Source organism: Streptomyces sp. NPDC002520 (genome assembly GCF_053595235.1).
Window position 1 is genome coordinate 598192 of record NZ_JBSFXG010000002.1, and the last position, 13602, is coordinate 611793.

The 13602-nt window shown below is 71.3% G+C and carries 9 protein-coding genes; 3 read left to right on the plus strand and 6 right to left on the minus strand.

All coding sequences use genetic code 11. The features are described from left to right. Positions 1-103: 103 nt before the first annotated feature. Positions 104-5479 (plus strand): pullulanase-type alpha-1,6-glucosidase, encoded by a 5376-nt coding sequence (gene pulA, locus ACWD5D_RS05865; RefSeq protein ID WP_451371587.1) that lies wholly within the window; start codon positions 104-106, stop codon positions 5477-5479. Between the two features lie 32 nt (positions 5480-5511). Then, positions 5512-5877: a 5-carboxymethyl-2-hydroxymuconate Delta-isomerase gene (locus tag ACWD5D_RS05870; protein ID WP_451371532.1), complete on the plus strand. Its 366-nt coding sequence runs from the start codon at positions 5512-5514 to the stop codon at positions 5875-5877. A gap of 16 nt (positions 5878-5893) precedes the next feature. Here the strand turns inward: ACWD5D_RS05870 and ACWD5D_RS05875 are convergent, their stop codons facing one another. The 5 genes from ACWD5D_RS05875 to ACWD5D_RS05895 form a co-directional block, all read right to left on the minus strand. After that, positions 5894-6583 (minus strand): TetR/AcrR family transcriptional regulator, encoded by a 690-nt coding sequence (locus tag ACWD5D_RS05875; protein ID WP_451371533.1) that lies wholly within the window; start codon positions 6581-6583, stop codon positions 5894-5896. A gap of 68 nt (positions 6584-6651) precedes the next feature. After that, positions 6652-7731 carry a PDR/VanB family oxidoreductase gene (locus ACWD5D_RS05880; protein ID WP_451371534.1) on the minus strand — a complete coding sequence of 360 codons (1080 nt, stop codon included), beginning with the start codon at positions 7729-7731 and terminating at the stop codon, positions 6652-6654. Continuing rightward, positions 7732-8628, minus strand: a complete 897-nt coding sequence (locus ACWD5D_RS05885) for a metal-dependent hydrolase (protein WP_451371535.1) — start codon at positions 8626-8628, stop codon at positions 7732-7734. A gap of 121 nt (positions 8629-8749) precedes the next feature. After that, on the minus strand, positions 8750-10711 hold the full coding sequence (locus tag ACWD5D_RS05890) for a hypothetical protein (RefSeq protein WP_451371536.1): 1962 nt from the start codon (positions 10709-10711) through the stop codon (positions 8750-8752). Between the two features lie 49 nt (positions 10712-10760). Beyond that, complete coding sequence (locus tag ACWD5D_RS05895) at positions 10761-11288, minus strand: tetratricopeptide repeat protein (RefSeq protein ID WP_451371537.1); 528 nt, start codon at positions 11286-11288, stop codon at positions 10761-10763. A 95-nt stretch (positions 11289-11383) separates the two neighbouring features. On the opposite strand from ACWD5D_RS05895, the gene ACWD5D_RS05900 reads away from it, so the two are divergent. After that, positions 11384-11776 (plus strand): hypothetical protein, encoded by a 393-nt coding sequence (locus tag ACWD5D_RS05900; protein ID WP_451371538.1) that lies wholly within the window; start codon positions 11384-11386, stop codon positions 11774-11776. Between the two features lie 93 nt (positions 11777-11869). On the opposite strand, the gene ACWD5D_RS05905 is transcribed toward ACWD5D_RS05900, so the two are convergent. Further along, positions 11870-13420, minus strand: a complete 1551-nt coding sequence (locus tag ACWD5D_RS05905; protein ID WP_451371539.1) for a DUF1996 domain-containing protein — start codon at positions 13418-13420, stop codon at positions 11870-11872. Positions 13421-13602: the final 182 nt, after the last annotated feature.

Sequence of the window (13602 nt, forward strand, 5' to 3'; positions counted from 1 at the left end):
CCATCGCTTGCAAGACTCTTGCTGTAAGGCTTTCGTCGGCGATACGGTCGCGCGGGGTCGGACCCAAGAGAGCCGCATTCGCTAGGAGTTACCGCCTGTGCCCGTGATACCGAGAGCGAGACGGGCCGCGGCCGTCATCGCCGTAGCCCTCGCCGCAGCCCTGATCCAGCCACTCGCGGCACACGCCGCACCCAGCCCGCCCGCGCCCCCCTCGGACGCCCGGCTGGCCGCCGAGCCCGCCCGGCACGACGACACCCGCGAGCAGTTCTACTTCGTCATGCCGGACCGTTTCGCCAACGGGGACACGTCCAACGACCGGGGCGGCCTCACCGGCTCCCGGCTCACCACCGGCTACGACCCCACCGACAAGGGCTTCTACCAGGGCGGCGACCTCAAGGGCCTGGCCAAGCGGCTCGACTACATCAAGGGGCTCGGCACCACCGCCATCTGGATGGCCCCGATCTTCAAGAACCGACCGGTGCAGGGCACGGGCAGCAACGCTTCGGCCGGCTACCACGGTTACTGGATCACCGACTTCACCCAGGTCGATCCGCACTTCGGCACCAACGACGACCTCAAGGCCCTCATCTCCAAGGCGCACGCCAAGGGCATGAAGGTCTTCTTCGACGTCATCACCAACCACACCGCCGACGTCGTCGACTACAAGGAGAAGGCGTACGACTATCTGTCGAAGGGTGCCTTCCCGTACCTGACGAAGGACGGACGCCCCTTCGACGACGCCGACTATGCGGACGGCAGCCGGGCGTTCCCGGCCGTGGACACCGACTCCTTCCCGCGCACCCCGCAGGTCACCCAGGAGTCCAAGGTCCCGGCCTGGCTCAACGACCCGACGATGTACCACAACCGGGGCGACTCGACGTTCGCCGGCGAGTCCTCGACCTACGGCGACTTCTCCGGCCTGGACGACCTGTGGACCGAGCGCCCCGAGGTCGTCCGGGGCATGGAGAAGATCTACGAGCGGTGGGTGAAGGACTTCGCCGTCGACGGCTTCCGGATCGACACCGTCAAGCACGTCGACATGGACTTCTGGACCCAGTGGGCCACCGCGCTCGACAAGTACGCGGCCGCGCACGGGCGGAAGAACTTCTTCATGTTCGGCGAGATCTACTCGGCCGACACCTCGGTCACGTCCCCGTACGTCACCCAGGGCCGCCTCGACGCCACCCTCGACTTCCCCTTCCAGGACGCGGCCCGCGCCTACGCCTCCCAGGGCGGCAGCGCGAAGAAGCTCGCCGGTGTCCTCGGTGACGACTACAAGTACACGTCCGGCAAGGCCAACGCGTACGAGCAGGTCACCTTCCTCGGCAACCACGACATGGGCCGCATCGGGTCCTTCCTGAAGCAGGACAACCCGAAGGCCACCGACGCCGAGATCCTGCGCAAGGACAGGCTCGCCAACGAGCTGATGTTCCTCAGCCGCGGCAACCCTGTCGTCTACTACGGCGACGAGCAGGGCTTCACCGGCTCCGGCGGCGACAAGGACGCCCGCCAGACCATGTTCGCCTCCAAGGTCGCCGACTACCTGGACGACGACGAGATCGGCACCGACCGCACCCACGCGAGCGACGCGTACGACACGAACGCCCCGCTCTACAAGGACATCGCCGCCCTCGCCGAGCTCCGCAAGGCCAACCCGGCCCTGACGGACGGCGTCCAGACCGAGCGGTACGCGGCCGACGGTGCCGGCGTCTACGCGTTCACCCGGACGGACGCGACGACGGGCGCCGAGTACGTCGTCGCCCTCAACAACGCCGACAGCGAGCAGTCCGCGACCTTCGCCACCGGCTCGCCGGACATGGCGTACCGGGGGATCTACGGCACCGACGGGACGCTGAAGACCGACGCCGACCGGGGGCTCTCCGTCACTGTCCCGGCCGGCACCACCGTCGTCTACAAGGCGACCGGTGCCCTCGCCCCGCCCGCCACGAAGCCGGCGATCACCCTGAAGGCCCCGGCAACCGGAGCCACCGGGACCGTGGACGTCACCGCTGACGTCGACGGCGGTCAGCTCAACCGCGTCGTCTTCGCCGCCCAGGCCGGCGACGGCCCGTGGAAGACGCTCGGCTCCGCCGACCACGCCCCCTACAAGGTCACCCAGACCATCGGCAAGGCCGTACCCGCCGGGACCGCCCTGCGCTACAAGGCCGTCGTGATCGACTCGGCCGGGCACACCGCGAGCGCCACCGCGAGCAGCACCACCGGCACCCCGCCCGCGCCCGAGGTCCCCACGGCCTCCTCCCGGGACTACGCGATCGTCCACTACAAGCGCACCGACGGCGACTACGACAACTGGGGCCTGTACGCCTGGGGCGACCTCGCCGACGGCGAGGCCACGAACTGGCCCGCCAGCCACCCCTTCGCCGGCCGCGACGCGTACGGCGCCTTCGCCTACGTCAAGCTCAAGCCGGGCGCCTCGAACGTCGGCTTCCTGGTCATCGACAAGAGCGGGAACAAGGACGTCTCCGCCGACCGGTCCATCGACGTCACCAGGACGGGTGAGGTCTGGGTCGAGCAGGGCAAGGCCGACGTCCTCACCGAGCGGCCCGCCTACCCCGCGCAGGACACGACCAAGGCGGTCGTCCACTACCACCGCGCCGACCGGAACTACGACGGCTGGGGCCTGCACGTCTGGACGGGTGCAGCGCACCCCACCGACTGGTCGGACCCGCTGAAGCCGGTGAAGACTGATGCCTATGGCGCGGTCTTCGAGGTGCCGCTCACCGAGGGTGCCACCAGCCTCAGCTACATCGTCCACAAGGGCGACGACAAGGATCTCCCCACCGACCAGTCACTCGACCTCAAGGCCGACGGCCACGAAGTGTGGCTGTTGAGCGGCCAGGAGAAGCATCTGCTCCCGCAGCCCGCGGGCGGTGCCGCCGCGCTCGACCTGACCACCTCCAAGGCGGTCTGGATCGACCGGGACATCGTCGCCTGGAACGGCGTCGACGGCGCCGCCTCCACCCAGCTGCTGTACTCCCACGACGGCTCCATCGCCGCCAAGGACGGCGCGCTGACCAGCGACGACGAGCGCTGGCTGCGCCTGGAGAAGACCACCCTGACCGACGCCCAGAAGGCGAAGTTCCCGCACCTGAAGGACTACACCGCCTGGTCGGTGGACCCGCGCGACCGGGACCGGGTGCGCGAGGCGCTCTCCGGCCAGGTCGTCGCCTCCCAGCGCGCCGTGAACGGCGCCGTGCTCGCCGCGACCGGCGTGCAGATCGCCGAGGTCCTGGACGACCTGTACCCCGGCGCGACGAAGGCCGCGCTCGGACCGGTCTTCCACGACGGCAGGCCGACCCTGTCCGTGTGGGCGCCGACCGCCCAGTCCGTCCACCTCGACCTCGACGGCACGGCCGTGAAGATGCACCGGAACAGCGCCACCGGCGTCTGGTCCGTCACCGGCCCCGCCTCCTGGAAGGGCAAGCCCTACCGGTACGTCGTGAAGGTCTGGGCGCCCAGCGTCCGCAAGGTGGTCACCAACGAGGTCACCGACCCCTACTCGGTCGCCCTGACCGCGAACTCCGAGCGCAGCCTCGTCGTCGACCTGAACGACAGGGCTCTCGCCCCGAGCGGCTGGTCCGGCCTGCGCAAGCCCAAGGCCGTACCCCTGAAGGACGCGCAGATCCAGGAGCTGCACATCCGGGACTTCTCGGTCGCCGACGAGACCGTCCCGGCGAAGGACCGGGGCACCTACCTGGCCTTCACCGACAAGAACAGCGACGGCTCCACGCACCTGCGTGACCTGGCGAAGGCGGGCACCTCGTACGTGCACCTGCTGCCCGCCTTCGACATCGCCACCATCCCCGAGAAGAGGGCCGACCAGCAGAGCACCGACTGCGACCTGGCGGCCTACCCGGCCGACTCCGAGAAGCAGCAGGAGTGCGTGGCGAAGACCGCCGCGAAGGACGCCTACAACTGGGGCTACGACCCGTACCACTACACGGTCCCCGAGGGCTCGTACGCCACCGACCCCGACGGCACCGCCCGCACCGTCCAGTTCCGCCGGATGGTCCAGGCGCTGAACCAGGACGGCCTCCGCGTCGTCATGGACGTCGTCTACAACCACACCGCGGCCGCCGGCCAGGCGGACACGTCCGTCCTCGACAAGGTCGTCCCCGGCTACTACCAGCGGCTCCTCGCCGACGGCAGCGTGGCCAACAGCACCTGCTGCGCCAACACCGCGCCCGAGAACGCCATGATGGGCAAGCTCGTCGTGGACTCGATCGTCACCTGGGCCAGGGAGTACAAGGTCGACGGCTTCCGCTTCGACCTCATGGGCCACCACCCGAAGGCCAACATCCTGGCGGTCAGGAAGGCCCTGGACGCGCTGACCCCCGAGAAGGACGGCGTCGACGGCAAGAAGATCATCCTGTACGGCGAGGGGTGGAACTTCGGGGAGGTCGCCGACGACGCCCGGTTCGTGCAGGCCACGCAGAGGAACATGGCCGGCACCGGTATCGCCACCTTCTCCGACCGTGCCCGTGACGCCGTGCGCGGCGGCGGCCCCTTCGACTCGGACCCGGGCGTCCAGGGCTTCGCGTCGGGCCTGTACACCGACCCCAACGGGTCGGCGGCGAACGGCACGTCGGCCGAGCAGAAGGCCCGGCTCCTGCACTACCAGGACCTGATCAAGGTGGGTCTGAGCGGCAACCTGAAGTCCTTCGCCTTCACCGACACCGACGGCAAGCAGGTCAAGGGTTCGGAGGTCGACTACAACGGCTCGCCCGCCGGTTACGCGGACGCCCCCGGCGACGCCCTCGCCTACGTGGACGCGCACGACAACGAGTCGCTGTTCGACGCCCTGACCTACAAGCTGCCGAAGGACACCTCCGCGTCCGACCGGGCCCGGATGCAGGTCCTGGCGATGGCCACGGCCGCACTCTCGCAGGGCCCGGCGCTCTCCCAGGCCGGCAGCGACCTGCTGCGCTCGAAGTCCCTGGACCGCAACTCCTTCGACAGCGGCGACTGGTTCAACGCCATCCACTGGAACTGCGCCGACGGCAACGGGTTCGGGCGCGGCCTGCCCATGGCGGCCGACAACCAGTCCAAGTGGGAGTACGCCAAGCCACTGCTCGGCGTGATCAAGGTCGGCTGCCCGCAGATCACCGGGACGACGGCCGCCTATCAGGACCTGCTGAAGATCCGTACGACGGAGAGCGCGTTCTCCCTCGGCACCGCCGCGCAGGTGCAGGACCGGCTGTCCTTCCCGCTGTCCGGCAAGGACGAGACGCCCGGCGTGATCACCATGGAACTCGGTGACCTGGTCGTCGTCCTCAACGCCACCCCGCAGGCACAGGAGCAGCGGATCGGCGCCCTCGCCGGGACGCCGTACGAGCTGCACCCGGTGCAGGCGGCAGGGGCGGACGAGGTGGTGAAGACCTCCTCCTACGCGGCCGGCTCGGGCACCTTCACCGTCCCGGCGCGGACCGTGGCGGTGTTCACCCGGGCGGCGAAGTAGGGTCGGTCCGTCGCCGTAGAACAGGAGTGCCCATGCCGCAGATCACCGTCGACTACTCGTACCAGGTGGAGGACGTCTTCGACCAGGAGGGCTTCGCGCGGGGACTGCACGAGGCCACCGTCGAGATCGCCGCGGCGAAGCCGGAGGCCTGCAAGACGCTGTTCCGGTACACCGACGACAGCGCCTTCGGCTACGAGGACTCCGCGGCCGACGGGCACGCCATCGTGCACGTGACCATCGGTCTCCTCGCCGGACGCAGCGAGGAGACCAAGGCGAGGCTGACGGAGGCCGTGGTGGAGTTGCTCCGCGAGCACATCACGCCGGAGGACGGCGTCACCGTGCACGGCTCCGCCGAGGTCCGTGACCTGGACCCGTCCTACCGGAAGTTCGACCGGTAGCGGGACCCGCGGGCCCTCAGGGCGCCAGGGTCATCAGCCGGCCGACGAGCTCCGCGAAGGTGCCGTCGGCCGGCTCGTCCTTGAGGATGCCGCGCAGCACCGCGGCCATGTCCGCGTCGTAGGCGGCGCTGACAGCGGCCAGGGCGGCGAAGTCGTGCACGAGCTGGAGTTCCAGCTCGCCGCGCGGGATGCGCCGGCCGTCCAGCCAGATCAGCGCCGTCGACTCGGCGAGCGAGATCCACGAGCGGACGACCAGCTCCAGCCGCGGGGGCGCGGAGGTCAGGCCCAGGTGCGAGAGGATCTGCTCGTACGCGGCCTGCCGTACGGAGTCGATCAGCGCGTTGGTCGCCGACGAGCCCACCGCCGGGCCGCCGCGCATCAGGGCGGAGAAGCCGGGCCCGTGTTCGTCCACGAAGTCGAAGAAGCGGCCCATCACGCGCAGCAGCCGGGCCCCCAGCGGGCCGTCGTGCGGCTCCGCGAACCGGGCCGCCAGATCCTCCGAGGCGCGCTTCAACGCGGCCTCGTACAGGCTGAGTTTGCCGGGGAAGTAGTGGTAGACCAGCGGGCGCGAGATGCCCGCCGCCGACGCTATCTCGTCGATGGAGACCTCGTCGGGCGAACGTCGGCTGAACAGGTCGAGGGCGACGCCGATCAGCTGCTGCCGCCGCTCCTCGACGCCCATCCTGCGGCGAACCCCGGTACTCATGCGAACACCTTACCGAGCGGAACCGACCGTCAATCGGTCGGTTCCGCCCCGGCATTCACAGCAGGCCCTCACATGTCCAGCACGAGACGCCCACTTCGGGCCCGCGAGACACAGATCAGCATCGAGTCGCCACGCTCCGCGTCCTCCCCCACCGCCTTAAGGGCGTGGGAGGTGCCCCCAAGCTCGTCCCGGTGATCCACCTCGCCCTCCAGCACCCGCTGCCGGCAGGTGCCGCAGAACCCCTGCTCGCAGGAGTAGGCGATGTTCGGCAGCTCGCGGCGCACGGCGGCCAGCACGGTGGAGTCGGCCGGGACCGTCAACGTCCGCCCGCTGCGCCTGAGTTCGACCTCGAACTCGGCGTTGCCGTCGGTCGAGGCGCGCGGTGCGAACCGCTCCAGGTGCAGCGTGGCCCCCTCCGGCAGCCGAGCCTCGACCGCGGCCGTCAGCCCCTCGGGGCCGCAGCAGTACACGGCCGTCCCCGCCGGCAGATCCGCGAACAGGGCGTCCAGGTCCGGCCGTCCGTCCTCGTCCTCGGCGACGAGCGTGAGCCTCCCCTCGGCGAGCTTGCCGACCTCCTCCAGGAACGGCATCGAGGCCCGGTTCCGCCCGCCGTACAGCAGCTTCCAGTCCGTGCCCTCGGGCAGGGACCGCAGCATCGACAGGATCGGCGTGATGCCGATGCCCCCGGCGACGAAGACGTACGAGGGCGCCTCGACGAGCGGGAAGCGGTTGCGGGGCCCGCGCACCTCCAGCTCCATGCCCTCGGTGAGCTGCTCGTGCACCTCGCGCGAGCCGCCCCGCCCGTCCTCCACCAGCCGCGTGGCGACCGTGTACGACGACGGGTCCTCCGGGTCCCCGCACAGCGAGTACTGCCGCACCAGTCCCGAGGGCAGCACCAGGTCCAGGTGCGCGCCCGGCTCCCAGGACGGCAGCCCGCCGCCCTCCAGGCGCAGCTGTACGACCCCGTCGGCGACGGTCTCGTGCGCGGTGAGCAGCAGCCGCAGCGCCCGGGAGCGGGGCCGGCCGGAGACCGGCGGGTCCAGCGTGGGCAGCGGCCACAGCGGGGAGGCCTGGACGCGGCGGCGCAGGGCCCGCCGGGTCAGCAGGGCGGCACCCGCGACGAGCGCGACGGTACGCAGCTTCGGCATTTACGGCACCGCCTTTTCGGCAGCCAGCGCGGCGGGGGAGGAGGCCAGGTAGGCGACCGCCTGGGCGGTGGAGCCCTCCTGGGAGGGGTGGTAGGCGGGGCTCAGGTAGCGCGGGATCGACTTGAACATGGCGCCGGTCGTGGGCAGGGTGCCCCGGCGACCGCTCTGGTAGAACTCCTTGAAGGAGGCCTTGCCGTCCACCAGGGTCGGATCGTTCTCCATGAAGAAGCGGGTCCCGCGCTGCCACAGGAACACCAGCGCCGAGAAGGCCAGCGCCCAGGTGCGCACCCGGCGCCGGTAGCTGCCGTCGACGTGCTCGAACAGGTCGAAGGCGACGGAGCGGTGCTCGACCTCCTCGGCGCCGTGCCAGCGCAGCAGGTCCAGCATGGTCGGGTCGGCGCCGCGCCGGTCCAGCTCGGCGGCGCCCAGCACCCAGTCGCCGAGGAAGGCGGTGTAGTGCTCGATGGCCGCGATCAGCGCGATCCGCTCCAGCAGCCACCAGCGGCGCGCCCTGCCCGGCGGCAGCGTGCGGTCGCCGAGCAGCTTCTCGAAGAACCAGTCGACCTGAGCGGTGTACGGCGTCGGGTCGAGGCCCTGCTCGCGCAGGTGCGGGAGCACCTCGTCGTGGGCCTGGGAGTGCATCGCCTCCTGCCCGATGAAGCCGACCACGTCCTCGCGGAGCCGCTCGTCCCGGATGAGCGGCAGCGCCTGTTTGTAGACGTGGACGAACCACCGTTCACCGGCGGGCAGCAGCAGGTGCAGCACGTTGATCGTGTGCGTGGTGAACGGATCGCCGGGCACCCAGTGCAGCGGCGTGTCCTCCCACGAGAAGGACACGTTGCGGGCCTTGAGCGGTATGCGCTCGGACTCCACCGGCCGGGCCTTCGTATTAGACATGGCGTCAATGTACTGACGGGTACGCCGTCTGAGAACCCCCGCGGCCGAGCTTGTTCACATTCGTGTCATCAGGCGGTCGCCCCGGCCGCACCCGCCCGCCGCGGCACTGCCCCGCCGGCCGCTACCGCAACCCGCTGATCGACGCTCCGTCCGCCAGCGTCCCCAACAGATCGGCCTGCGCCCCCTGCCTCGCGGGAGCCGCCAGCAGCGGTCCCTGCCCGGAGGCGGTGACCCCGCCCGTCGCCCGGATCGACGTCGTGTCCCTGTCGCCGGTGGCCAGCAGGTACCAGTTCCCGGTCCTGGCCTTCCACAGCACACCGGCCAGCACATGCGGATCGCGCGGACCGCACGCCGGTACGTCCGTCCCCTTGGCCACGACGGCCCCCACCGGCCCGCCCGGCGTCCGGAACTGCGCCAGCGCGGCCGTGCCGTCGCCGCGCCAGGTCTCGGCCCGCGTACACACCCATTCCCCGTTGCCGCTCGCGTCCGGCAGCGGCTGATCCGCGTACGCCCACGCGTTCACGCTGCGCACCCCGGCGGAGCGCTCGGCGGCCAGCGAGCAGGCGAACGGCGCCCAGGCCCGCAGGCCCTCGCCGGACACCTCACGGGCCGAACCCGGCCGCCCGGCGGTGAGATGCGCGGGGACCAGCTCTCCGAGGTCCGTGGAGAGCCGCGTGCCGTCGGCGCCGGTCAGCTGGAGCACGCTCCACGAGTCGCAGCCCCCGGTTTGCAGCACGGGGCTGGCCATCGACGCGGTGACGCCCTCGGTGAGAGCGAGCCCGGTCGGCGTCGCGTCCGGCTTCATCAGGTCCCGCTCGGCGGCCTTCTTCACCCAGGGCGCGGTCAGGAAGCGCACGTTGCCGTCCGAACGGCCGAGCACCAGGGCGCTCGCCTCGGCCCCGCTCGCCCCGTCGGCACGGGCGAAGTCGAGGGCCGCGCCCCGGGTGCCGTCCGTCGGCTCGGCGTAGCGGGCGATGCGCAGGCCGTCGTAGAGGATCACCACGCGCGCGGTGTCCACCTCGCCCGCGTACAGCAGTTGGGGCGGGCCCGCGGCGCCCCCGGTCTGGGTGCCGGGGGTCGCCGAGACCCGGACCGTCGTGCCCGGACGGGCCCAGACGGCGAGGGCGCGGCGCAGCAGAGCCTTGTCGCCGGTGAGCGGGCCGCGCGCGGGCCACACCGAGAAGTCGGTGCGGGCCGAGGACTTCCAGGCGGTGGGGGCGACACGGGTCAGCCGGCCGGGGTCCAGGGCCGCCTCGGCGGCCGGGTTCTGCGCGTAGGCCGGGGCGGCCGCGCCGTCCGGGCCCCAGCCGCCGTCCGGCATGGCCACCAGCGCACCGCACACCGCGAGCGCGGCGGCCGCGGCGAGCGCCGCCTTGATGTGCTGACGGCGCCGCATCAGATCGGTGGGCCGGGCCTGGAGCGAGCACGCGTCGAACTCCGGGGAGGCCAGCAGGGTGTACTGCTCGGGCACACTGTTCGCCTCGGCCAGCGCGGACTCGGCGCGGGTGACCCCGGCGGCCTTGAGGATCTCCCGCACATCGGGGTCGCTCAGCCCCTCCAGGCCGCGCAGCACGTACGCGGCGCGGGCCGGGCCGGACAGCGCCGACAGCCGCTGGTACAGGGCGAGTTCGTCCGCACCGCCCGAGCGCGGGAACAGCCGCAGGCCCCACGCCTGGGGCAGCGGCGCCGGCAGTTGCGAGCGCTTGGGCAGCAGCCCCTTGCGCGGACCGGCCGCCTCCAGGGCCGTACGCAGGACCCGCAGCCGGACGAAGCCGTACCCGGGATCGCCGTCCCGGCCGGAGGCCTGGGCCGGGATCAGCGAAGTCTGCCTGCGGCTCCGCGGGAGTGCGCGCTGGACCAGGGCGTGTGCGGTCAGGACCCGGCGCCCGCGGCTCAGGCAGGGCGGCAGCACCAGGTAGGCGAGCCGGACCAGCCGTGGGTAGTGCTCGACGAGCGCGGCCTCGGCCTGCTCGACGTCGACGGCCGGACCGGCGGCCCCGTCGGGAACGAAGCGGGACGAGGGTCCCCCCGCCCGAAAGGCGGGGGAGGCTGCGTGACGCTGGGCTACATCCGGTGACTCCACGTCAGGGAAAACGAGCGAGCCGTTGATTGGTCACCGCCAAGCGGGTGACTCACGCCTCCGGATCGACCAGCGCCCGCGCGTAGTTGGCCATCGACCGCTGGTAGCGCGGCAGATGAGGAGCCAGGGCGCCGAGGACGAGGGACAGCCCCTCGCGGTCGCGGCCCAGGCTGGACAGGCACAGGGCGAGACAGGCCCGAATCGCGTCGTCCAACTCGTCGGACGGAGCGTCAAGTTCGGGGGTGAGCAGCTCGACACCCTCCTGTGCCCGGCCGATGTTCCGCAGCGAGCTGGACAGCTGGATCTTGGCTCGCCGCCGCTTGTATCCGCTCGCCTCGCCCAGACCGCGCGCCAGCGCCTCCCGGTACAGCGGCACCGCCTTGTCCGAGTGCCCGGTGGAGTCCCAGGCGCTCGCCTGCTCGAACAGGCCGAGCGGGCTGCCCTCCGGCAGCTCGGCGACGAGCTTTTCGATCACGTCGCGGAACTCGGCCGCCCGCTCCTCGGGGTACGCGTCGAAGGTGGCCCAGGCGGCGGTCACGCGATCTTCCCAGTCTCGGTTCACCGGCACACCCTCGCACACGCGTGCCCCACCGGCACCGGATTTGAGCACACCGCGCCCCGCAGCCGTATCCGACAGGACTGCGGCATGCTCGGCCCCCAGGACCGGAGGAACGGATGAGGCTGACAAGGGCGTTGCTCGCCGGCGCGGCGGCACTGACGCTGGCGGGCTGCGCGGCGGGCGGTGACACGAAGGCGGTGCCGCCCACCGCCACCGGCAGCCTGGAGAGTCTGGCCGCCGAGGTGAAGTGCAAGCCGGACATGCAGACCGACGCCGACGAGATCCGGCAGGCCCTGTGCCGCAACGGCGACGGCAGGTTCGTCCTCGCCACCTTCGCCACCGACCGCGGCCAGCGCGAGTGGATCAACGACGCGAAGGACTACGGCGGTCACTACCTCGTCGGCCGCAAGTGGGTCGCCGTCGGCGACGACGGCGTGGTCGAGGCGCTGCGCGGCACGCTCGGCGGTGACGTCGAGGTCGGCGCGAACCACCACGCCCACAGCGGCTGACCCGGCCGCCGGCACGAAACCGGGCATACGGAACCGGCACACGAGAAGCGGGCGGTGGGAGACTCCCACCGCCCGCTTTCCCGGGGAGTGCGACTAGGCGCAGCGCCGGCCGGAGTTGATGCAGCCGGCGATCTTGTTGGCCAGGCCGCCGGTGGTGATGCTGATGAAGTCGTCGTGGTCGGTGGCCGCCTTGTGCAGCTGCTCCGGGAACCCGTCCACCGCGTAGGCGTTCTTCACCTGGCCGTTCTCGAGCGTCGGCGGGGTGATGTCGTACACCAGGCGCATCGTGAGCTGCGGGATCGCCTTGAAGCCGTTCTGGCAGTTGCCGTCCGCGTCGGCGAAGGCCACGTGCGTGCGGTGGTTGGCGCTGTCGATGTTCTGCCCGTCCCAGCAGCTCTGGAAGGCGAACGTGCGCACCACCCGGCTGCCCTGCGGACAGATCGGGTACTGCGTGGTCAGCTGCACCTTGTCCTCGAAGCCGGTGCAGCTCCAGTGCGCGTTGGCGTTGGCCAGGCCGTTGGTGGTGGTCTTGGCGTCACCGGTGATGATCCGCAGGAACTGCGGCATCGCGACGACCTTGCCGGTCGGGCTGCCCACGTACTTGATCCGTGCCTGCACCGGGGTCAGGATCTTGCCGGCGTTGCCTTCCTTGCCGCCGCCGTCCTTGTTCTGGTCGAAGTCCTGCGTGCCGTCCTGGACGCGGACCACCGGCCAGTAGTACGACGACAGGTCGTTGCGGTTCTGGCAGCTGGTGCCGCCCTGCAGGAACGTGTCGTTGCTCGCGAACGCGTCGACCTTCTGGTTGCCGACGTAGTCGTGCAGGTGGTGCGCGCCGTTGGCCACGCCGGGCGCCACGATCACGTTGTCGGTGTTGTGGTTCTTGTTGGCGTTCACCCCGCAGCGGGTGGTGAACGTGCCGGTCGACGCGCTGCCGGTCCGGGCCGGCTTGGCCGGCACGTTGGGCTGGACCTGGGTGATGTCGACGAAGTCGGCCGCGACCGGGCCGTTGCCGGCCTGGCCACCGATGTTCTGCCCGCCGCCCGGCTGCTGCCCTCCACCCTGCTGGCCACCGGTCTGCTGCCCGCCGGTGCTGCCCGGGTCCGGCTGGCCGGTGCTGCCCGGGTCCGGCTGGGCGGTGCCGCCCTGGCCGCCGGTACCGGCCTGGTCGGCGGGGCTGCCCGTGCAGGCGGCGAGGGTGTCCAGATCGGTCGGGGCGGTGCCGCCGACGCGGGTGATCTCCAGCCTGATCCGGTCGAGGATCACCTTCCGCTGGTCCTGCAGCGGCTGGAGGATGGAGTTCTGTACGAAACTCGCGTCCTGGGCCTGCGCGTCCCGCGTGGTCGCCAGCCGCTGGTAGGCGTCGGTGATCTGCCGGTCGAGATTGGCCAGTTCCCCGTCGACCTCGGTACGGGCCTGGTCCGGCACGTCGGTCAGCTTCTGGCCGACGTCCGGACAGGAGATCGTCGCGACCTGCGCCGGAGCGGCCTTGGTCTGATCGCCTCCCCAGGGCCCGTTGTTCGACTCGTGCGCCGAGGCGTAGAAGTTCGCCCAGATCAGCCCGCCCCCACCGAGCGCGAGGGCCGCCGACGCGGCAATGACCTTGGAGGCCAGCGGCGTACGGCGCTTTCGTGTGTTGCGTCCCATGGAACTCCTCTGACGTCCTTGCGGGGCGGCATCGAGGCGCCCGACAGGGGTGAAGCGGCGCCCTTCCATACGGACGCCGGCTCACCGGTGTTCAGCCGTCCCACGAATCAGTCGGAGTTCGACTTCGGCTCCGGGGCCCCAAATGCCCCGTGAGCAGCAGGAGTTGACGTGAAGAATATGTG